The organism is Dietzia kunjamensis (assembly GCF_045689975.1).
Taxonomy (GTDB): Bacteria; Actinomycetota; Actinomycetes; order Mycobacteriales; family Mycobacteriaceae; genus Dietzia; species Dietzia kunjamensis.
The window spans coordinates 66,546-87,275 of sequence record NZ_CP143297.1 but is presented as its reverse complement, the minus strand read 5'-3'; the positions used below and the strand labels follow the sequence as shown (position 1 = coordinate 87,275).

The window sequence follows — 20,730 nt, the reverse complement described above, 5'->3', positions numbered from 1 at the left end:
ACTGGTCACTCTCCGATCTGAACGGGATTGGGGTGGGTCTTGCCGCGGGGGAAGCACAGGACGCCGAGCCCGACGACAGCCACGACGGTCGCCACGCCCGCCCACCGCAGCCACGGTGTCTCACCGGACGGGTCGAAGATCTCGGCCCGTGGCCAGGCGAGGTTGATGGTCATGAGCAGTCCGTACGCCACGGCGAGGACGTTGACGGGGATCCCCCAGCGGCCGAGCGAGAACAGGGGCCTGCCCTCGGCGTCGGTGAGCCGGGGGCCGTTCGGCCACCCCTTGAGTCGACGCATGAGCAGCGGTCCGGTCACGCAGAGGTAGGCCAGGTAGATGAGGATGATGCACACCGAGGCGAGCGTGGCGAAGATCGCGGAGTTGCCGACGTTGACCAGCAGGATGCCCATGCAGGCCAGTCCGATCAGAACGGACGGCGCGATCGGGGTCCCGGTCCGCGGGTGGACGCGCGAGAGAGCCGTCGAGAACGGGAGCCTGCCGTCGCGTGCCATGGAGAACATGAGCCGGGTGGCGGCGGTCTGGATGGCGAGGGTGCAGATGAAGATCGCGACGACGACGTCGGCGAGGAGCACCTTCCCCCAGAAGTTCCCGAGGACCGAGTTAAGTACGTAGGGAAGGCCCTCGGTCGCCAGACGCCCGTCGGTGAGGCTGGGCGCGGCCATGAGCGCTCCCAGGATCATCAGTCCACCGCCGATGGCGGAGACGGTCAGTGCCATCCGGATCGTCCGGGGCGCGATGCGGCGGGGATTGACCGTCTCCTCCGCGAGCTCGCCGGCCGAGCCGAACCCCACCATGACATAGGCCGCCATCAGTCCCGAGACCACCCAGGCCCAGATGTACCCGGGTTGATCCCCCATGCCCGCGGTGTCGAAGACGACCTGGGGGCCGCGGACCGCGTGGGTGAACAACGCGAGGACCACGGCGATCACACCGACGATCTCGCACGTCACGCCGATGTTGTTGACGTAGGCCATCCACCGGACGCCGATGGAGTTGATCACCGTGGTGATGACGAGCAGGACCGATCCCAGCAGGACGGCGTTCGTCGATCCGGATGGTGAGGTCAGCGCCGGGTCGTCGCCGATGATCTGGAAGCCGGACCAGATGCTCGGAAGGACGACCTGCAGGGCGATGGCCGCCGCCGAGGCGGTGACGATCTGGGCGAGGATCATGAACCACCCGCCGAACCACCCCACGATCTCCCCGCCCATCCGGCGGGACCACTGGTAGATCGCGCCCGAGATCGGGTACCTGGCCGCCAGTTCGGCGAAGCACAACGCCACGAGGAACTGGCCGGCGAAGACGATCGGCCAGGTCCAGAAGAAGGCGGGGCCTCCGAACCCGTACCCGAGGCCGAAGAGCTGGAAGATCGTCGTGAGGATGGAGACGAACGAGAACCCGGCCGCGAATGACGCGAACGTGCCGAGACTCCGATGGAGTTGCTGTTCGTAGCCGAAGTCTGCGAGGTCGTCGTGATCACCCCGGCGTTCGGGAACCGGGGTGGTGAGACCGGGTGAGTCGCTCATGTCCGGTGCTCCTCTCGGGGCGGGCCGATGAACCCGATCTCGGCGACCGCGGTTCCTGTCGTGTGACAGTTTTGCTCGGACGCATGACACCCGGGTTGCACCATGTTTCGATCGGATTAACAGGCACTCGCGCCCGCTCCCGGCTGACGCACCGGCCGTCTGACGTGGTCGAATGACCCCATGACACCTCCCCGGGCCGGCGACGATGATCGCACTCGCGCGTGGTCGGACGACCTGCGACGAGAACTGGAATCGAGGCTCGGCCCGACCGTGGCGGACACCGTGTGGGTCACCGGTTCGGTGGGCCGCGGGGAGGCGGTCCCCGGCAGTGACCTGGAATCCCTCGCCGTCGTCGACCACCGGGACCCCCGCGCGGTCCGGCGCGCCGTCGCGGCCACCGATCTCTCGACACCACCGTGGTACGCCGAGACCTCCGCGGCCTCGGCCGCCGATCCCCGCTTCGTCCGGACGCGCGCCGGATGGTCCACGGCCGCCGAGGGCTGGGCGGACGCGCCCGCGCGGAACCTGGGGGTCGTGCACCTGGGCCTGCTCGCCGACGCCCGCCCCCTCACCGACGACCGACGCGACCCGGACCTCCTGCCGCGCATGGCCGTCGATGCCGTTCGTGCTCATCCGGCCGTGCTCGCAGACGTTCTCGCGGACGCGCTCTCGACCCGGGCCTCCGTGCCGTCCAGACTCGGCCGGACGTTCCGCGGAGACCCCGTGGTCGACCTCAAGACAGCGGTCATCACCCCGGTCGTCAAGATCGCGCGGTGGTCCGCCCTGCGCGCCGGGGTGGCCACCACCAGCACGGGCTCGCGCCTCGAACTGGCCGCCGACCCGGATCTCCTTCCGCCGGACCGGTGGGCGTCCCTGCGCGTGGCCGCCCGATTCGTCACCGGTCTACGGTGGGACGTCCGTCTGCGGGCGGACCCCGACGGCCCCGGAACCGACCGGGTCCCGCTCTCCGTGCTCACCACGGCCGAACGCGCCGGACTCCGGTCCGTCGCGCGGGAGATCTCCGGCGTCCAGCGCGCCCTCGACTACCTCCGGTCAGCGGGCCAGATCCGAGATCCGGGGTGACCCGCCACCCGTGCACCGCCGCGATGCTCGCCATCTCGGCGTTGGAGGGATGGGCACCGGGGGTCGACGACGACGAGGTCCTCGATCTCGTCGACCGGGGCGCCTCCGATCGGCTCATACGCCTCCACGTCCTCGAGTCGATACCGCCGGAGGCCGTACGACGGCCCCGGCCCGGGATCCTGGCCCGCCGCGTCCCGTACTACCTCAGGGGAACGCGGGTACTGGAGAATTCCCTCGGCATCACCACGGAGAGGCCCCTGGCCCGGGCGGAAGCCCTCCTGGCGGTCGCCGCGGGGGCCCGTCTCCTCCGTGAGCCGGCGTCCGCTCCGACGACCGTCTCCGGCATCCATGCCGCACTGTTCGGCGATGTCTACGCCTGGGCGGGCCTCCCCCGGATGGTCGGCCTGTCCAAGCAGGGTTCCGTGTTCGCCGCGGCAGACCGCGTCCCCGCCCTCGTCGCCCCGCTGGAACGACCGGCCGACCTCGTCGCCGGAGCGCTGGACTCCGCACGTGCACCCGCACCCCGGAGGGCGACCATCGCCCTGGCCCTGGCCGACTGGTACGCCCGCTTCAACCACGTGCACCCGTTCCGCGAGGGAAACGGGCGCGCCGCAGCCGTCGCCGCCCTGCTCGCGGCACGCGCGCATGGCGCGGACCTCGACTTCACCCGTACCTCCCGCGCGACGTGGGTGCAGGCCGCCGTATCCTCCTTGCCGACTCCTCCCCGCAGGACCGTCGATCCCACGGCGCACCGGTTCGAATTCCTCCGTGTCACGATGGACCGGTCCGTCGACCCCCACGTCACCTGACGGCCGGGACGAGAAACATCGCCGGACCGGCGTGGCGAAAGGACCTCCGTGGACACACCCGGCCGACCCCGACTCGTGGACCGCAGGCGCCCCGGAGCCACTCCGGCCGACGAAATCCTCGATGCCGCGGCGGAACTGTTCACCACCCGCGGATACACCGCCACCTCCACCCGCGCCATCGCCGACGCCGTCGGGGTGCGCCAGGCGTCGCTCTACACGCACTTCCCGACGAAAGCCGCGATCCTCGGCTCCCTCCTCGACACGACGGTCGGGCCGACCCTGGAGATGGCCCGCCGGTTGCGCGCCGAGGGGCGGGACCCCCGGGAGACGCTGCTGACGCTGGCGACAGTCGACGTCGAGGGCCTGCTCGCCTCACGTTGGAACATCGGGATGTTGTACGTGCTCCCGGAGGTCACAGGGGAGGACTTCGCCGGTTTCCGCGGCGCGCGCTCGGAACTCAGAGGGATCTACCGGGAACTCGTCGCACTGTGTCGACCCGACCTCGATCCCGCCGACCCCGCCCTCGACCTGCCGTTCCGGGTGGTCGAGGCGGTGATTCCGCACCGGCAGGATCATCCCGGGGTCACCATCGACCCGGTGCGATGGGCGACGGCCGCGACCCGCGCGATCGGCATCAGCTGAACGGTCTTGTCGTACCGGTGGGGCACCATGGCGGTGTGACCGGATCCCAGGCTCATCCCAGCGCCCTCGTCGCCGAGGTCCGCCGTCTCCGCGGCACCGACCCGCTCGGCCGGATCACCGTCCTGGTGCCGTCGTTCGGTGCGGCCAGGGACGTGGTCCGGGCGCTCGCGCTCGACGGCGGGGCGGTCAACGTGGCGGTGAGAACCGCCGACCAGGTGATCAGCGAACTCTCGGCTCCTGCACTGGCCCCACGGGCTGCGCTCCCCTTCCCCCTCCTCGCCGCCGCGGTCGAGAAGGCGCTGGACAGCGATCCCGGACATCTGGAGGCAGTGGCCTCCGAACCCGTCACGGGACAGGCCGTGGCCCAGGCGTGCCTGCGTCTGGGGACCGTCGAGCCGGGTTCGGTCACCGCGGAGACCCGGCTGCACTCGGAGGTCCTCCGGCTGGCCGACGAGGCCCGCGCGATGACGGGTGACGCCTACTACACGCAGTTCGAGGCGGTGAGTACCGCGCTGGAGCGTTTGGATGTGCTGGGGCGGATCGTCCTGGCGGCCCCGCTGCGCGGAACGCGGGCCGAGCGCAGGCTGCGGTCCGCGCTGGAACAGCGCGGCATATCTCCCCTCCCCGGTACCGGATCGGAGCACCTCGCCTCCGCCGGCGAGCCCGGCAGCGCGAAGGCGATCACCGGCACCCACGTCCTCCACGCGTCGGACTCCGATGACGAGGTGCGCGCGGTGGTCCGTTTCGTCCGCTCGCGCCTGGCGGACGGGGTCCCCGGCCACCGGATCGGTGTCTACTACCCGTCACCGGACCCCTACCTGCGGCTTCTCCACCGAGCATTCGGGGAGGCCGGGATCGCCGTCTACGGCCCCTCCGACGCCGGGCCGGGTCGCTCTCCGGCCGGCCGCACGTTGGTGAGGCTACTGGGACTCGACGCCGGCCGGATGCCCCGCGCCGACCTGCTGTCGATCATCGCCGAGGGCGCGATCGTCCCGTTCGACGAGGAGGGTGCTGCCGTCTCGTCCAGGCGCCTGGAGATCCTCACCCGAACGCGTTTCCCCGTCATCGGCGCCGGCGACTGGGACCGACTGGCCGATCACCTGCGGCTGCGGGGGGAGCCCGGGGCCCTCGGCGAGAACGAACGGGCCGCGGCGGCTGCTCTCCTACGCCTGATCGGGACCATCCGCTCCGAGCTCGCCGCCGTCGACGCCGCGCGTTCCTGGGCCGAGGCGGCGGAGGCCGTCACCGGACTGATCACCTCACTGTTCCGTCAGAGTCCCGCCCGGGCAGCCGCACTGGTGGTGGTCGGTTCTCTCGGGGATCTCGACACCATCGCGCCCGCCATCACCCGGGATCGAGTGGTCGGTGCGCTCGCCACGCGGCTGGACGGAATCGTCGACCGCGTGGGCGAGGAGGGCGCCGGGGTCGCGCTGGGTCCGATCGACGACGCCGTGGGGCGCGACCTGGACACCGTCTGCGTGGTGGGCATGGCGGAGGGACTCCTTCCGGTCCTGCACAAGCCCGACCCTCTCGTTCCCGAAGGCGCAGTCGAGCCCTCCTCCTCCGAGCGGCTCGACGAGCGGTACCGGGTTCTCCAGCTTGCGCTGAGCGCCGGCTCCGAGCACCGAACGTGCTCATTCCCCCGCGGATCGATGCGAGGCGGCGGCAACAGGATCCCGTCGCGCTGGCTCCTGCCCACCCTGTCCGAACTCACCGGGAAACCGGTTCGTGCCACCAAGTGGCAGGAGGACGTCGCCGGGTGTCCGGCCGTCACCGCCGTGCCCTCGTTCGTCGACGGCGTGCTGACCCCGCCGGCCGCCCTCGGTTCGGACCCGGCCACTGTCTCCGAACTGCGGATCCGGCAACTCTCCGCCAACGGCTGGCTGGCCCGGCCAGGTGCCCCTGGTCTGCTGGTTCGAGCACACGAGATGCGTCAGGATCGCCGGCGAGGACGATTCACGCGGTTCACCGGTGATGTCTCGGCAGCTGCGCGCCTGCTGACCGTCCTCGACCATCCGCTCTCTCCCACGAGGCTGGAGGACTGGGCCCAGAGCCCGTATCTGTTCTTCCTCTCCACGGTCCTGAGGGTCCGGACGCTCGACGACCCGGCCGCGGAAATCGAGATGGACCTGCGCGACTACGGCGACCTGGTCCACTCGATCCTCCAGCGCTACGTCTCCGATCGCCTCCAGACCGGGGCCGGCCCGGACCGCGAGCTGCTCATGACCGCGTTGCGCGCCGAATGCGAGGCGGCGATCGCGACGTCACCGGGACTCGTCGCCTCACTGTGGCGACGGCGGGAGATCCTGCTCGCGGCCGAACTCGACCGGTGGTATTCGGAGGACGAGACGGACTTCCGAGCGGGGTGGGAGCCGGCCGCGACCGAACTCGGGTTCGGCCGAGGGGCCCCCGACGGTTCCGTGATCGAGATCCCCTTCGAGGTGACCACCTCCCACGGCACGACCACGGTGTTCCTCGCAGGGTCCATCGACCGGCTCGACGAGCGCGGAGAGTCCCAGCGGGTCACCGACTACAAGACCGGGACGCCGCCCGCGGTGGAGGAGCGGCCGAGCGAGGAGGACCCCACCATCTCGGGGACACGATTCCAGTTGCCGCTCTACGCAGCGGCCGCCGAGTCCGCTCGCGATCTGCCGGTCCGCGAAGTCCGCTACTGGTACTGCACCGAACGGGGCGAGTTCGAGCAGATATCCCTCGACGTCACCGTCGACCTCATGGACAAGGTCCGCGCTGACGTGGGCAACCTGGTGGACGCCCTCCAGCGTGGATGGTTCCCCCTCAAGGGCGGGCGCGGCTCGTCCCGTGATCTTGCGAAGCTCATCGGCGGCTCCGAGCTCGACCGCGCCTGGGAGCTGTTGTCCCGACAGGACCCGCTCGCATCCCACCCCGCGTTCGCCGGCCTCGTCGCCGCCGATCCGACCGAGCACGAATCGGAGACGTCCTGATGAGTACCCTCCCCGACCAGGCCGCCCGGCTCCGGGTGGAAACGGACACCTCCGTCACGCTCTTCGTGGAAGCCGGTGCAGGGACCGGTAAGACCCATGCCCTCGTCAGCCGCCTCAGCACTCTGCTGTTGGACGACGCCGTGCCCGTCGACCGCATCGCCGCGATCACCTTCACCGAGAAGGCGGCCGCCGAGCTCCGCGATCGCCTCCGCGTGACACTCGTGGACAAGCGCGCCGAGGGCGACCACCGGGCGGATGCCGCTCTCGCGGGGCTCGACACCGCCGCCATCGGCACGCTGCACTCCTTCGCCCTGCGGCTGCTCTCGGAGAACCCCCTGGAGGCGGGAATTCCCCCGAAGGTCACCGTGCAGCAGGACACCGCCGAGTCCAGCGCCGTCGACGCCCTGTGGCAGGAATGCGCAACTCTCCTGTTCGGCAGCGGCCCGACCGCCACCCGGTCGGGCAACCTGGCGCGGGCCGTCGACGACATGCTCGATGCCGGTGTGACGGCCTCCGCGTTCCGCGAGGTCGTCGAGGCGCTCCACCGCGACTGGGACCGCCTGCCCACCGACCTCCTGTACCCCGACACAGCCGACCTGCCCGTGTCGCCGGATCTCGCCGAGATCATCGCTGCCGTGGGATCGATCGTCGGGTGGCGGGATTCCTGCCAGGACGAGACGGACAAGCTCTATGCGGTCCTCGACGCACATGAAGCCTGGGGGGCGACACTGCAGGACGCTTCGTCCGACCCGTCCGCGTCGCCCTCCTGGATGGAACTCCTGGGCAAGCCGATCACCGCGGGAAACGGCGGTAAGGGCGCGAATTGGGGCGGGACGGACGTCGTGAAGGAGATAAAGGCGGAGATCAAGCAGCTCTCCTCGATGTGCGAGGCGATCCTCGTCGAGCACTGGCGCCCACGTATCGCCGTGGTGCTCGACGCTCTCATCCCGGTGGTGCGGAGGCACGCCGCCGACCGGCGCCGCCACGGCACCCTGCAGTTCCACGACCAGCTCGTTCTCGCGCGCGAACTACTGCAGGACCCGACGGTCCGCGAACGGGTCCGGGCACGCTACCAACGAATTCTCATCGACGAATTCCAGGACACCGACCCCATACAGTTGGACATCGCCGAACTACTGACGTCCGCGGCCGCCGGATCCGGGCCCGAACCGGGCCGACTCTTCACCGTCGGCGATCCCAAACAGTCCATCTACCGATTCCGCCGCGCCGACATCGCCACCTATCTCCGGGCCCGGGGCGGAGCCGACAGTACGGGCGGTGCGACGGGCGGGGCCGCCATCGAGAGACTGAGCACGAACTTCCGCTGCTCACGTCCGGTCCTCCGCTGGGTCAACGAGGTGTTCTCCGAGGTACTCATCGCCTCCGACGGCATCCAACCCGAGTACCGGGACCTCGAACCGGCACCGAACCGGCCCGAACACGACCCCACCCACGGACCCCGGCCGTTCGTCTTCCGCACCGAAGACGTCCCCCATCACTGCCCGCCCGACTCGAAGGAGGCCACCGAACGCCACTGGACCGAGGCCGCCGACGTGGCAAGGGTGATCGCCACCGCCATCCGGGAAAGGTGGACCCACGAGTCCAAGGATGGTGAGCAGACCCCACTGCGGCTGGCGGACATCGCGATCCTCCTGCCGTCGCGCGGTTCTCTGCCGATGCTCGAGACCTGCCTCGACCACGCGGGGATCGACTACCGCACCGAGGCGTCCTCGATCGTCTACGGGACGCCGGAGATCCGCGACCTCCTCCTGGCCGTCCGCGCCGTCGCCAACACCGCCGACGAGGCGTCCCTCGTGGGCGCGCTGCGGTCACCGTTGTTCGCCTGCGGGGACGACGACCTCCTGCGCTGGCGCGCCGCCGGCGGCACCTGGGCCCCCGGCGCGCCGGCACCCACGGAGCTCGCGGCGTCCCCCGTCGCAGACGCGATGGGATACCTCTCCTCCCTGTCGCGGCACACGCGGCGCCCAGGCGAACTCCTGGAGAAACTCGTCCACGATCGCATGGTCTTCGAGTCCGTGGCCGAATCGCCGCGGCGGCGCGACCTGTGGCGACGGATCCGGTTCGTGATCGAGCACGCGTGGCAGTGGGAGGAGTCCGCCAGCGACCCAGCGCGTGCCGACCTCCGTGACTACGCGGACTGGGCGCTGACGCTGACCGCGGAGGACGCCCGCGTCCCCGAAGCCGCCATCCCCGAGATCGGGGTGGACGCTGTCCGCATCAACACCATCCACGCGTCGAAGGGCCTCGAGTACCCGATGGTCATCGTGGCCGGGATGAGCCGGGGCTGGCCCACCAGCCGGGACCGGCTCCTGTGGACCGACGACGAGCCTCCCCGGCCGGCGGTGTCGTTCTCCGCCACCGTCCGTGACCCCGCCTTCACGGCGGCAGCCGAACGCGAAAAGCAACACGCGCTCGCGGAACGCATCCGCCTCCTCTACGTCGCCACGACCCGAGCGGAGAGCCGCCTCGCGGTCTCCGGCCACGGATACGCCCTCACCAAGAGCGGAAAGCCCCGGGCAGGACTGTGGGGGACCCTCCTCGGCTCCGTCATCGAGGACGCCGACGCGCCCGATCTGGTCGAGTACGGTGAGAACCTGCTCGACGCCGCCGCCGTGCCCGACGTCGACGTTCCCGACGAAGCGGAATGGGCCCGACGCAGCCAGCAGATCGCGGCCAGGTCCGCAGAGCGCGCGGGCTGGTCCGCGACCCGGATCGTGCACCCGGAGGTCGCCGACGGTTCCGCCGCCGCAGGTGCAGACCAGCGGCGCGACGAGGCGGCCGAGCCGCGGCCCCTCCCCGAACGACTGGCCGCCGCGTTGCGCGATCGGTTCCGCCCGGCCCCGACGCGATCGGACGAATTGCCGCCCGCCCCGCGGGGCACCCCACTGGCCTCGGGACCCGACGTCGGTACGGCGGTCCACCACCTGGCCGAGCACACGGACCTGACCCGGCTGCACGGACCGACAGCCGACCCCGTCTCCGCGGTCGCGGAGTGGGAGCGGTGGGCGGCAGACCAGTTGATCGCTCTCGGGCTGGGAGGTGGGCTGCGCGGGAGCCGCAACCCGGAAGCCGTCGCCGAGATGGTCTCCGTCGCGAGGACTGCCCTGACCTCCGAGCCCGTCCGGCGGGCGGCGACCCGGACCCACTGGGCCGAGCTACCCGTGGCAGGGCCGCTGGCCACCGCGGACGGGACGACGGTGGCGGTGGACGGGGTGGTCGACCTCGTGATGGAGGAAGCCGACGGCTCGCTGACGATCATCGACTACAAGACCGACGTCGCCGTCACTACCGACACCGTCGACGAGTACCTGCTCCAGCTGTGCGCCTACGCCGAGCTGCTCGGTGGCCCCACCGGCAGACCGGTGGGGCGGATCGAGCTGGTCTTCTGCCGCGGGGCCCGCCCGACCGTGGTCGCCCGCGACCTGGGCTGACGACACGGCCCTGCGGGGGCGAGCCCCGCCGCGGTCGGCCCAGGTGCCTCCGCACCGGGCAACCGCCCGCGACCGGGACGAACGCCTGGTAGAGCTCGACCAGCAGATCCACGTCGGAATCCCGCGTCCGGCGCAAGGGCAGAGGTTCCGTGCAGCAGCCCTCATGTGACCCATCTCTCGGTCGGCTTGCGACGTCCTGACCAGTGCCTATACCGGGAGAACCGAACCCACAGGATTGACCGAAGTTCACGCCCGGATCAGTACGTAGGGTCCGAGGTATGCGCAACACCCTCATGCTCGAGGAACGTCGGCCGGACGACACCGGCGCGCCTCACCCGGACGTCGACACCACGCCCGGCGTCAGCAGAGTCGACGCCAGCAGTGTCGACGCCAGCAGTGTCGACGCCCCCCACGCCACCGTCCTCCCGGCGCCACTGACGACGATCATCGCCGTCCTGGCGGGCGGACTGCTCGGCGTTGCCGCGGTCTACGGGGTGGCGTCCAGACTGGCCGGCTCGCTCACCGCGGTCGCGGCCATCGTCATGGTCTTCGCGGTCACGCTGGCCGGCCCCCGGGTCCACGCGGCGGCCCGCACCGAACTCGGGCGCACGATCGCCGTCACGCTCCAGGCGATCGGGTTCGGCGGCGTCGTCGGCGCGGTGGTCATCGCCGCCTGAACCATCGCCGACTGAGCCATCCCTATCCTGGTCAGCCCCGCCTGAACCGCGCGGACAACTCGTCGACAGCCGCCTCCTCCACCCCCGCGCCCTCCACGAGATACCGCCGCGCGTCACCGAACTCTCGCGCCAATGCGTCCAGGGACCGGCGGAGATTGGCCTCCTCGACGCCGATGAGCACCTCTATCGCCTCGAGCTTGTCGGGCATCTCCGCCTGCACGTAGGTACGGATGGAGGAGACGAAGTCCGCGGACATCTCCCGCGTGAGCAGGTAATCCGCGATCACATCCTCCTCCCGGACACCGGCGACCAACTGCACCAGCGCCGAGACCCACCCGGTGCGGTCCTTGCCCGCCGTGCAGTGCACGATCGCCGGGCCGGACGACACGGCCAGGGCGTGGACGGCCCGACCGAACGCCCGCCGCTCGTGATCACCCACCACGAACCGCTCGTATGTCGCGGCCATCTCGCGCCGCGCCTCCTCGGCCCCGGCCAGGCCGGACGCACTGAGGGTCGCCGCCGAGGTGTGCCCGCCCAGCACGTCGATCGGCAGGTACTCGGCCCCGGCGGGGACGACGTCGGGCTGCTTGTCGATCTCGGCGCCGGTGCGCAGGTCGACGACGGTCGAGACGCCGAGTTTCTCGAGCACCGCGAGGTCGTCGTCGCCCACCGCGAGGGTCGTGGACCGGTAGACGAGACCGCGGGCCATCGACCCGGACGGACGGAGTGCGTAGCCCGGGCCGGCCACGTCCCGGAAATTGTGGACGCTGGTGAGTCGGACATCGCTGACGACGAATCCGTCCCGGTCGAGGCCGACCTCGTCGTCGTCGGATCCCCGGACGACACCCTCGTCCACGTCGACGTTCCCGCCGTGTTCGCCGACCATCCCACGCCCCTGTTCGATCCCCGCGCGCCCACGTGGCGCGCCGTCGCCTCGTTCCTACCCGATGCCGGCCGGACACGCCCACCGAGTGGGCCGGTGACCACCGAGGCTGACACCTGTCAATGTTGCTGGCCGTTTCGCCTGTGCGACGGGGCCCGGTCGCCTAGTGTCCGATCTCATGACCACAGCAGATTTCAATCCCGGGCACGACATGCAGCACGCCACGTTCGGCGACATCCTCATCGAGCGTTCCACCGACGACCACCCGGGACTGCTGTTCGAGGACTCCGCGTGGACCTGGCGCGAGTTCGTGGCCGAGGCCGCCGTCCGCGCGGAGATCCTGCGCGGCTGGGCGGAGGAGCACTCCGGCTCGTACGCGGACCGACCCGACCCCTACAAGCACCTCCACGTGGGCATCCTCCTGGAGAACGTGCCCGAGTACCTGTTCACCCTGTGCGGGGCGGCGCTCGCGAGCGTGACCATCGTCGGCATCAACCCCACCCGGCGCGGCGCCGAACTCGCCTCCGACATCCGGGGCGTGGACTGCGACGTGATCGTCACCGACGCCGACGGCACCGCCCTGCTCGAGGGCCTCGACACCGGCGTCGCCGCGCAGTTCGACATCGACTCCGACAAGTGGCGCGGCCTGATCGCCGATCACGCCGGCGCCGAGCCCCGACTGCACCCGGAGAGCGCCCGCGACCCCCACACCCTGCTGGCCCTGCTGTTCACCTCCGGCTCGACCGGCGCCCCCAAGGCCGTCATGTGCTCGACCGGCCGCATGGCGATGATGGGCACCATCAACTACAGGGGCCTCGTCCGCGACGACGTGGCCTACAGCGCGATGCCGCTGTTCCACGGCAACGCCCTCTTCGCCGCGTTCGCCCCGTCCGCGTACGTCGGCTGCACCTTCGCGATGCGCCGCAAGTTCTCCGCCTCGGGGTTCCTGCCCGACGTGCTGCGGTACAACGCCAGCTACTTCAACTACGTCGGCCGGTCACTGTCGTACATCCTCGCCCAGCCCGAGGTGCCCGAGGAGAAGCAGACGCGCCTGCGGGTCGTCTTCGGCACCGAGGCCTCCGTCCACGACCGGACCGAGTTCGAGCGCCGCTTCGGAGTGACCCCGCTCGAGTCGTACGGCAGCAGCGAGGGCGGCGTGGTGATCAGCCACACCGAGGACACCCCGCCCGGCGCGCTCGGCGTGGCCGGCGCCTACATGGACGTCGCGATCCTCGACGCGGATGAGAACGAATGCCCCAGGGCCGAGTTCGATGCCAACGGCGGCCTGGTCAACGCCGGCGAGGCGATCGGCGAGATCTGCAACGTCACCGGCGCAAAGCTGTTCGAGGGCTACTACCGCAACCCCGAGGCCACCGCCGAACGCAACGTCGGCGAGGTCTTCCACACCGGTGACCTGGGCTACCGCGACGCGGACGGGTACTTCTACTTCGCCGGCCGCTCCGGTGACAGGATCCGCGTGGACAGCGAGAACTTCTCCGCCGGGCCGGTCGAACGCATCCTCGACCGGTTCCCCGGCGTGCTCGTCGTGGCCGTCTACCCGGTGCCGGACCCGCGCACCGGCGACCAGGTCATGGCCGCCATCCAGCTCGAACCCGGTGTGGAGTTCGACGCCGACGCGTTCTCCGAGTTCTGCCGCACCCAGCCCGACATGGGCACCAAGTGGGCGCCGCGGTTCGTTCGTATCATGGGGGAGATGCCCGTCACCGCCACCCGCAAGATCTCCAAGCCCAGCCTGCGACGCGAGTCGTGGATCGAGCCGGGCGAGGTCTACCTGCGCGGCGGTGCGGCGGGCGCCGACGACGTCTACCGGCCGCTCACCGACGCCGACCGCGAGGCCCTGCTCGCCGAGTACGAGCTCCACGGGCGCCGGCCCGTGGGGGTGTGACGAGGGGGGCGCTCAGCGCAGGACGCGCAGCTGGAACGGGTAGTTGATCGTCCGCCCCTGGGTCGCACGAACGGTGCCGATGACGTGGCCGATGATCTGCGCGAGGAAGGACACCGCGAGCAGGATGAGGCCGATGGGCAGGCCGATCACCGTGAGGATGAAGATCCAGCCCACGATGCTCATGATCCACAGGCCGAGGTTGAAGTTGAACGACCCGGCGGCGGCCTGGCGGACGAACGGGCTGCGGTCCTTGTAGATCAGCCACATCACGAGCGGGCCGACGAACGAGAGCCACCCGGCCGAGAGCGCCATCGCGATGAGGCTTGACGCGTGCGCCAGTGCCGCGGGGGTGCGGTCGTCCGGGCCGACGGCCGGGGGCTGGTTACCGTACCGGGGGTCGCCGTACCCGCCCTGTCCGAACTGGTGGTCGCCGTACTGGTGGTAGCCGGGCTGCTGGGTCATGCCTCCAGTGTCCTCGCCGGAAGGGATCCGCGCATCGGGGATGTCCCGGGGATCTATCGACGGCGGGGCGGGGGTTCGGCGGCGGGATTCACGCGGATGTCACACGGCGCGCCTACTGTGGCAGCCATGGCCGATCCCACCAGATCCGACGTGCCCGCCACCGCCTCGGACGTGCCCGAGCCGGACGATTCCGAGCGGCTCGACGACGCCGTGCGGCCCCTGCGCGACGACGTGCGTTTCCTCGGAGCCGTGCTCGGCGACACGGTGCGCGACCAGGCGGGCGGGAAGATCTTCGACCTGGTGGAGACCGCCCGGCGCACCGCGTTCGCCGTCCGCCGCTCGGAGGCCGACCGCGACGAGGTGGCGGCCCTGTTCACCGATGTGCCCGCCACCGAGATGATCCCCGTCATCCGGGCGTTCTCCCTGTTCGCGCTGCTGGCCAACGTCGCCGAGGACCTCCACCAGGAGCGCCGTCGCCGCATCCACACCGCTGCGGGCGAGCCGCCGCCGGACGGGGATCTCGAGGCGACCTGGGCGCGACTGGCCGAGAACGAACCCGAGCCCGCGAGGCTGGAGGCGGTGCGCGCGACGGCCCGGGTGGCGCCCGTGCTCACGGCGCACCCCACCGAGACCCGCCGGCGCTCGGTCTTCGAGATCACCCGACGGGTGCTGGACCTCATGCGCCGCCGCGACGCCCTGCGCACGGGGTCGGACGAGGCGGGGCACCGGGACCGCGTCACTGATGCCGAGCTCGAGCAGGTGGAGCAGGACATCCGCCGGCAGGTGCTCACGCTGTGGCAGACGGCGATCATCCGCAGCCAGCGCCCCCGCATCGAGGACGAGGTCCTGGGCGGCCTGCAGTACCACGAGGCCACGCTCATCGACGTGATCCCACCGCTCAACGCGGAGATCGCCGACCGTCTCGGCTCCGGCGACCGCCCCGTCGTCCGCCCCGGCTCGTGGATCGGCGGGGACCGCGACGGCAACCCGTACGTCACCGGGGACGTCGTGCGGTTCGCCACCGAGCAGGCCGCCGCGCTACTGCACCGCCACTACACGGAGGAACTGCGGCTGCTCGAGCGGGAGCTGCCCCTCTCGCGGCGGGTCGTGGACGTGCCCACCGGGCTCAGCGACCTCGCGGACTCGCTGGTGGAGACGGACGGGGAGCTCGCCGCCGCGCGCGAGGACGTGCCGTTCCGCCGCGCCGTGCGGGTGGTTCGCCGTCGGCTCGCCGCGCGGGTGAGGTCCTCGTCGTCGTCACCCGGATCGTCGCCGGACGCGATCGGTCACGACGACGACGAGGCCTACACCTCCCCGGCGGAGATGCTGACCGATCTGGATGTCATCGACGCCGCGCTCGGGTCCTGCGGTGGCGACCTGGCGCGGTCGCCGCGTCTGCGCGACCTGCGGTGGGCGGTACGGACGTTCGGGTTCCACCTGCAGGCACTCGACATGCGGCAGAACTCGGAGTCGCACGAGGAGGTGCTCACCGAGCTGTTCGCCCTGGCCGGGGTGAGCGAGGACTACTCGGCGCTGGACGAGGAGGCCCGCGTGGAGCTGCTGCTGCGCGAGCTCTCGCACGACCGGCCGCTGCTCGGCCCGCGCGCGGAGCTGTCGGAGCTGGCGGCCAAGGAACTCGGGGTGATGCGGGCGGCCGCCGCGGCGGTGGACCTGCTCGGCCCGGAGGTGGTGCCGCACTACATCGTGTCCATGTGCGGGACGGTCTCCGACCTGCTCGAGCCGGCGGTGTTGCTGCGCGAGGTCGGATTGTTCTCCGGTGACCCGGCGGAGCCCCGCTCGAGCGTTCGGATGATCCCGCTGCTGGAGACTATCGACGACCTGGCGGCGGGGCCGGACATCCTCGACGCGGCGCTCGCGATCCCGCAGTTCCGGGCGCTCATCCGGGCGCAGGGCGATGTGCTGGAGGTGATGCTCGGCTACTCGGACTCCAACAAGGACGGCGGGTACCTGGCCGCCAACTGGGCCCTCTACCAGGCCGAACGCGACCTCGCCGAGGCCGCGACCCGGGCGGGTGTGCACCTGCGCTACTTCCACGGGCGCGGCGGGGCCGTCGGCCGGGGTGGCGGCAACTCCTACGAGGCGATCCTGGCCCAGCCGCCGGGCGCGGTGCAAGGCGCGCTGCGGATCACCGAGCAGGGCGAGGTCATCTCGGCCAAGTACTCCGAGCCGCGACGGGCCCGCCGCAACCTCGAGGCGCTCGTGGCGGCGACGCTCGAGGCCTCGCTGCTCGACGTCGAGGGTCTGGGCGACCGGGCCGGCGAGGCGTACGGGGTGATGGCCGAGCTCGCGCGGCTCGGGCGGGCGGCGTACGCGTCCCTGGTGCACGACGACCCGGGGTTCATCGAGTACTTCACCACCTCCACCCCGGTCGCCGAGATCGGGGAACTCAACATCGGGTCCAGGCCGTCCTCCCGCAAGCAGACGTCGAGCGTCGAGGATCTGCGGGCGATCCCGTGGGTGCTGTCGTGGTCGCAGTCGCGGGTGATGCTGCCCGGCTGGTTCGGCGTGGGCACCGCACTGCGGCAGTGGGTCGACGCCGAGGGCGAGGCGGCGGCCGGCGAGAGACTGGCCACGCTCCGGCGGCTGAACGACGACTGGCCGTTCCTGCGCACGACCCTGTCCAACATGGCTCAGGTGATGGCCAAGGCGGACATGGGGCTGGCCGGCCGCTACGCCGAACTCGTCCCGGACGCCGAGGTGAGTCGGCGGATCCACGGGGTGCTCACCGACGAGTTTGAGCTGACCCGCGAGATGCTGCTGGAGATCACGGGGCAGGAGACGCTGTTGGACGACAACCCGGCGCTGGCCCGCTCGGTGCGCAACCGCTTCCCCTACCTCGAACCGCTCAACGTGCTGCAGGTCGAGTTGCTGCGCCGCTACCGCGCCGGGGACTCCGACCCGGCGGTGCGAACCGGCATCCAGCTGACCATGAACGGCCTGGCCACGGCCCTGCGCAACTCGGGGTGATCCTCGACGTGCCGGTTAGCGTAGCTGTCGCTGGGTGAGCGGGATGAGCAGCGCGCACACCACCGCCAGCCCGGCGATCCACGGGACCGGACCGCCGGCGCGCGAGAGCTCGGCGAGCACGTACGGCGTGGCCATCCCGAGGTAGGCCAGGACATAGAACACGGCCACGAGCCCGGCGTGGTCCCGCGGTCCGGACTGCAGCTCGACCTCGACCAGTCCCGCCACCAGCAGCGTGGCGTACCCCACGCCGAGCAGGACCGCGACGGGCAGCAGCCAGAGGGCCCGGCCGGGGAGTGCGGGCGAGGCGGCCAGCAACGCTCCGGCGGCCATCCCGAGCGAGGCGGCGGCGAGTCCCATGACCGGCGGCCGGGACGGCGGTGACGCGGCCGCGATCCTGCGGACGGCGGGTTGGACCAGCACCCCGGCGCCGAGCGTGACGCCCACCATGACGCCCGCGTACAGGGTGGGCCGGCCGAAGGCGTCCCCGCCCAGCAGGTCGGCGAGCACCGCGAACGACATGCTGGCGCAGCCGAACACCAGCGGGGCCCACGGCGCGACCCCGAGGAGGAACCGGCGGGTGCCGGCCGTGGCGGGGATGAGCGGGGCGACCTCCGGCCCGTCGTGCGGCTGGTACGGGTCCGCGGCGCCCCACGCCGCGACCAGCGCGATCGTGCCGAGGATCAGATGCGGAATGTACGCCGAGAAGAGCGGGGCGGGGGCGAACTCCCCGACCATGCCCGCCGCCAGGCCGCTGAGCCCGAACCCGCCGGTCAGCGCGATGGCCGCGCGCCGCGCACCGGTGCCGGGAGGCCCACCGGCGGAGAGTTCGCGGACCCAGGCGCTGCCGGCTCCGAACGCCGCCCCGGACGCCAGCCCGGCGAGGAACCGACCCAGGTACAGCCACAGAGAATCCTGCGGCCCCAGCAGCATGAACAGGGTCGCCAGCAGCGACAGGACCAGGACGGGCCGCATGAGCACACGGCGGCCGTTGCGGTCGGACCACCGGCCGGCGACCAGCAGGGTGGGGAGGAGGCCGACGATGTAGACGCTGAAGATCGCGGTGACGCTGGACTGCGACAGTCCCAACTCGGCGCGGTACAGATGCAGCAGCGGGGCGAACTGGTTGGCGCCCCAGCCCACCGCGAACACCGCGAGGGCCACGCGCACCCAGCTGCGACGGTCGACCTGAGAATCCATGGAGCAGAACCTAGCCCGCGCGCGCCTTACGCGAGCGCGGTGACCACGAACGCCACCCCCACCACCACGAACAGTGTGCTGGCCACGACGTCGACCCCCGGCAGCAGCCGTCCGACCCGCTCGTTGACCACCCGGTGCGAGGCCAGCAGCGCAAGACCGCCGAACCAGGCGAGCGCGACCGCGATCATCCCGGCGACCAGGGCCACCGACCACGCGGGCGAGACCTCCTCGCGGAGGAACGGGGTGAGCACCGCGCCGAAGAACACCAGGGCCTTGGGGTTGGCGAGGTTGGTGACCAGGCCGCGGGTGAAGTCCGCCCGTGGCACCAGATCCGCTACGCCGATTCGGGATCCGCTATCCGAATCCGGGTAGCGGATTCCGATTTCGGGTAGCGGATCCGAGGGTGGGGTCGCACGGCGCGAGCGCCACCAGCCGCGCAGGCCGAGCACGCCGAGGGTCGCCAACAGGAGTCCGCCGGCAACCTGGAGACCGGTCATGACCTGCGGGTACACGCGCACGAGGGTGGCGACTCCGGCGAACGCGGCCGCGAGCCACACCGTCAGGCCGGTGACGATCCCCAGCGCGGTGGCGAGACCCTGACGCCGTCCGGCGAGGGCACGTTGGAGGACGACGACGACGTCGGGCCCCGGCGAGACCACCGCGATCGCCCAGACACCGAACAGGCCGAGGAGCTGCGCCGCGGTCACGCCGCCGATTCCATCTCGAGGAGCCGCTGCTTGGCCGCGAGCCCGCCCCGGTACCCGCCGAGCCCGCCGTCCGAGCGCAGGATCCGGTGACACGGCCACACCAGCGGCAGCGGATTGGTCGCGCAGGCCGACCCCACCGCGCGGACGGCGCCGGGCCGGTCGAGTTCGACGGCGATCTCGCGGTAGGTCGCGGTCCGCCCGTACCCGACCCGGGCCAGATGCTGTTGGACCTCACCACGGAACCCGCGGGCGAGGCGGGTGTCGAGGGGCAGGTCGAACTCGCGGCGGCGGCCGTCGAGGTACTGGTCGATCTGGGCCGCGGCCTCGTCGAGCACCGGCGACCCCGAAGGCGCGCCGAGGATCCGGGGTCCGACCCGGTCGGCCAACATCTCGAGGACCACCCCGGAATCCTCCACCTCGAACGCCACGTACACCAACCCGGCCGGGGACGCGGCCAACAGCAGCCCACCGATCGGGGTGTCGACGCTGCGGTAGGCAACGTCGACCAGGCCCTCGCGCTCGGCGTCGCGGGCCAGGCGATCCCGCAGTCGGGTCGTGTCCGCGGGGGCGGACCGCAGGAGCGACGCCACGCCGGCCTCGGAGATCGCAGGGTCGTCCGCTGCCGGATCGGGCGCCGCCGGGTTGTGCGCGGCCGGATCGTGGATCGGGTCGGTCATGACATCTCCTCCGTGGGACGGTGCGGTTCGAGAGCACGGCGCGGTTCGAGGTGACTGTGCGGTCCGAGGTGACTGTGCGGTCCGAGCGTCGTGCGCAGGCGGGCGATCCCGTCCGCGGCCGCGCGGCGGGCCGCCGCCTCCGTGCCGCCGGCGAGTTCGGCGATCTCGGCATAGCGGAGCCCGCCCAGATACCGGTAGGCCACACAGATGCGCTGCCGGGTGGGCAGGGCGGCGACGGCATCCCAGATCCGCGGATCGCCGACCTCGTCGTCGTCGACCCCCGTCGTTCCCCGCGCGCCCCCGGGACGTGGTGTGCGGGCGTCGAGAACGGCGACGTCGTCGGCGGCCCCGCTCGGTGCGGCCTCCCGGACCGAACGCCGCACCACGTCCACCGCCCGGCGGTGCGCGACCCGGACGAGCCAGGCCTCGACGTCGGTGTCCTCGGGCAGCCCGGGCCAGGCGCGGAGTGCGGAGAGGAACGTCTCGGACCAGGCGTCGTCGGCATCCGGGCCCGGGCCGAGCACCGCCCGGCACACCCGCAGCACGGTGGGACCGTGGCGGTCCACCGCGGCGTCGAACGCTGCCCTCATGTGTGTCGATCCTGCCCTCGTGGTCGCTGCCGGGTGCGGGCGCCCCGGAGGCGGGGCGTGCGATGGTCACCGGGTAGTCGCGCGGCGCGCCGGTTTCGTGAGGCGCAGCGGTTTCGTGAGGCGCAGCGGTTCCCCTCACTGAGTCCGGGA

The 20,730-nt window shown here is 71.6% G+C and carries 15 protein-coding genes; 8 read left to right on the top strand and 7 right to left on the bottom strand.

Annotated elements, in window-relative coordinates; translation table 11 throughout:
* Positions 1 to 5: 5 nt before the first annotated feature.
* On the bottom strand, positions 6 to 1,544 hold the full coding sequence (locus VZF99_RS00390; RefSeq protein ID WP_341255020.1) for an amino acid permease: 1,539 nt from the start codon (positions 1,542 to 1,544) through the stop codon (positions 6 to 8).
* A 180-nt stretch (positions 1,545 to 1,724) separates the two neighbouring features.
* Here VZF99_RS00390 and VZF99_RS00385 point away from each other — a divergent pair, with 180 nt between their 5' ends.
* The 6 genes from VZF99_RS00385 to VZF99_RS00360 all read left to right on the top strand — a co-directional run bounded on the left by VZF99_RS00385 (position 1,725) and on the right by VZF99_RS00360 (position 11,170).
* Positions 1,725 to 2,627, top strand: coding sequence for a putative nucleotidyltransferase substrate binding domain-containing protein (locus VZF99_RS00385; protein WP_185951988.1), 903 nt, complete (start codon positions 1,725 to 1,727; stop codon positions 2,625 to 2,627).
* Complete coding sequence (locus VZF99_RS00380) at positions 2,624 to 3,436, top strand: Fic family protein (RefSeq protein ID WP_407335411.1); 813 nt, start codon at positions 2,624 to 2,626, stop codon at positions 3,434 to 3,436. The genes VZF99_RS00385 and VZF99_RS00380 overlap by 4 nt, the downstream gene beginning before the upstream one ends.
* A 48-nt stretch (positions 3,437 to 3,484) precedes the next feature.
* Positions 3,485 to 4,078, top strand: a complete 594-nt coding sequence (locus tag VZF99_RS00375) for a TetR/AcrR family transcriptional regulator (protein ID WP_067715435.1) — start codon at positions 3,485 to 3,487, stop codon at positions 4,076 to 4,078.
* Between the two features lie 35 nt (positions 4,079 to 4,113).
* Positions 4,114 to 7,041: a PD-(D/E)XK nuclease family protein gene (locus VZF99_RS00370; protein ID WP_407335410.1), complete on the top strand. Its 2,928-nt coding sequence runs from the start codon at positions 4,114 to 4,116 to the stop codon at positions 7,039 to 7,041.
* Positions 7,041 to 10,493: an exodeoxyribonuclease V subunit beta gene (locus VZF99_RS00365; protein ID WP_185951986.1), complete on the top strand. Its 3,453-nt coding sequence runs from the start codon at positions 7,041 to 7,043 to the stop codon at positions 10,491 to 10,493. Before VZF99_RS00370 ends, VZF99_RS00365 begins: the two co-directional genes overlap by 1 nt.
* Before the next feature lie 278 nt (positions 10,494 to 10,771).
* A complete protein-coding gene (locus VZF99_RS00360) occupies positions 10,772 to 11,170 on the top strand; it encodes a hypothetical protein (protein WP_407335409.1) in 399 nt (132 codons plus the stop codon).
* 31 nt (positions 11,171 to 11,201) lie between these two features.
* Here VZF99_RS00360 and VZF99_RS00355 read toward each other — a convergent pair whose 3' ends face one another.
* Entirely contained in the window at positions 11,202 to 12,056 is an 855-nt protein-coding gene (locus VZF99_RS00355; protein WP_163375208.1) for a tyrosine-protein phosphatase, read from the bottom strand.
* 175 nt (positions 12,057 to 12,231) lie between these two features.
* Between VZF99_RS00355 and VZF99_RS00350 the strand changes: the two genes are divergently transcribed.
* Complete coding sequence (locus tag VZF99_RS00350; protein ID WP_407335408.1) at positions 12,232 to 13,959, top strand: AMP-binding protein; 1,728 nt, start codon at positions 12,232 to 12,234, stop codon at positions 13,957 to 13,959.
* Between the two features lie 12 nt (positions 13,960 to 13,971).
* Here the strand turns inward: VZF99_RS00350 and VZF99_RS00345 are convergent, their stop codons facing one another.
* A complete protein-coding gene (locus tag VZF99_RS00345; protein ID WP_096906314.1) occupies positions 13,972 to 14,421 on the bottom strand; it encodes a DUF4870 domain-containing protein in 450 nt (149 codons plus the stop codon).
* 126 nt (positions 14,422 to 14,547) lie between these two features.
* Between VZF99_RS00345 and ppc the strand changes: the two genes are divergently transcribed.
* On the top strand, positions 14,548 to 17,409 hold the full coding sequence (gene ppc / locus VZF99_RS00340; protein WP_407335407.1) for a phosphoenolpyruvate carboxylase: 2,862 nt from the start codon (positions 14,548 to 14,550) through the stop codon (positions 17,407 to 17,409).
* A 15-nt stretch (positions 17,410 to 17,424) separates the two neighbouring features.
* Here the strand turns inward: ppc and VZF99_RS00335 are convergent, their stop codons facing one another.
* From VZF99_RS00335 to VZF99_RS00320, 4 genes are read right to left on the bottom strand one after another with little or no spacing between them, the layout of a single operon-like run.
* Positions 17,425 to 18,606, bottom strand: coding sequence for an MFS transporter (locus tag VZF99_RS00335; protein ID WP_407335406.1), 1,182 nt, complete (start codon positions 18,604 to 18,606; stop codon positions 17,425 to 17,427).
* A 26-nt stretch (positions 18,607 to 18,632) separates the two neighbouring features.
* Positions 18,633 to 19,313: a LysE family translocator gene (locus VZF99_RS00330; RefSeq protein ID WP_407335405.1), complete on the bottom strand. Its 681-nt coding sequence runs from the start codon at positions 19,311 to 19,313 to the stop codon at positions 18,633 to 18,635.
* The gene (locus VZF99_RS00325) at positions 19,310 to 19,990 is read right to left on the bottom strand and encodes a methylated-DNA--[protein]-cysteine S-methyltransferase (RefSeq protein WP_407335404.1); all 681 of its coding nucleotides are present in this window, start codon (positions 19,988 to 19,990) and stop codon (positions 19,310 to 19,312) included. Before VZF99_RS00325 ends, VZF99_RS00330 begins: the two co-directional genes overlap by 4 nt.
* Positions 19,987 to 20,580 carry an RNA polymerase sigma factor gene (locus VZF99_RS00320; protein WP_407335403.1) on the bottom strand — a complete coding sequence of 198 codons (594 nt, stop codon included), beginning with the start codon at positions 20,578 to 20,580 and terminating at the stop codon, positions 19,987 to 19,989. The genes VZF99_RS00325 and VZF99_RS00320 overlap by 4 nt, the downstream gene beginning before the upstream one ends.
* Between the last annotated feature and the right edge of the window lie 150 nt (positions 20,581 to 20,730).

Coding starts and splice junctions, on each gene's coding strand:
- VZF99_RS00355 (WP_163375208.1), bottom strand. CDS start 12,056: ATGGTCGGCGAACACGGCGGGAACGTCGACGTGGACGAGGGTGTCGTC.
- VZF99_RS00345 (WP_096906314.1), bottom strand. CDS start 14,421: ATGACCCAGCAGCCCGGCTACCACCAGTACGGCGACCACCAGTTCGGA.
- ppc (WP_407335407.1), top strand. CDS start 14,548: ATGGCCGATCCCACCAGATCCGACGTGCCCGCCACCGCCTCGGACGTG.
- VZF99_RS00325 (WP_407335404.1), bottom strand. CDS start 19,990: ATGACCGACCCGATCCACGATCCGGCCGCGCACAACCCGGCGGCGCCC.
- VZF99_RS00350 (WP_407335408.1), top strand. CDS start 12,232: ATGACCACAGCAGATTTCAATCCCGGGCACGACATGCAGCACGCCACG.
- VZF99_RS00335 (WP_407335406.1), bottom strand. CDS start 18,606: ATGGATTCTCAGGTCGACCGTCGCAGCTGGGTGCGCGTGGCCCTCGCG.
- VZF99_RS00390 (WP_341255020.1), bottom strand. CDS start 1,544: ATGAGCGACTCACCCGGTCTCACCACCCCGGTTCCCGAACGCCGGGGT.
- VZF99_RS00365 (WP_185951986.1), top strand. CDS start 7,041: ATGAGTACCCTCCCCGACCAGGCCGCCCGGCTCCGGGTGGAAACGGAC.
- VZF99_RS00360 (WP_407335409.1), top strand. CDS start 10,772: ATGCGCAACACCCTCATGCTCGAGGAACGTCGGCCGGACGACACCGGC.
- VZF99_RS00385 (WP_185951988.1), top strand. CDS start 1,725: ATGACACCTCCCCGGGCCGGCGACGATGATCGCACTCGCGCGTGGTCG.
- VZF99_RS00320 (WP_407335403.1), bottom strand. CDS start 20,580: ATGAGGGCAGCGTTCGACGCCGCGGTGGACCGCCACGGTCCCACCGTG.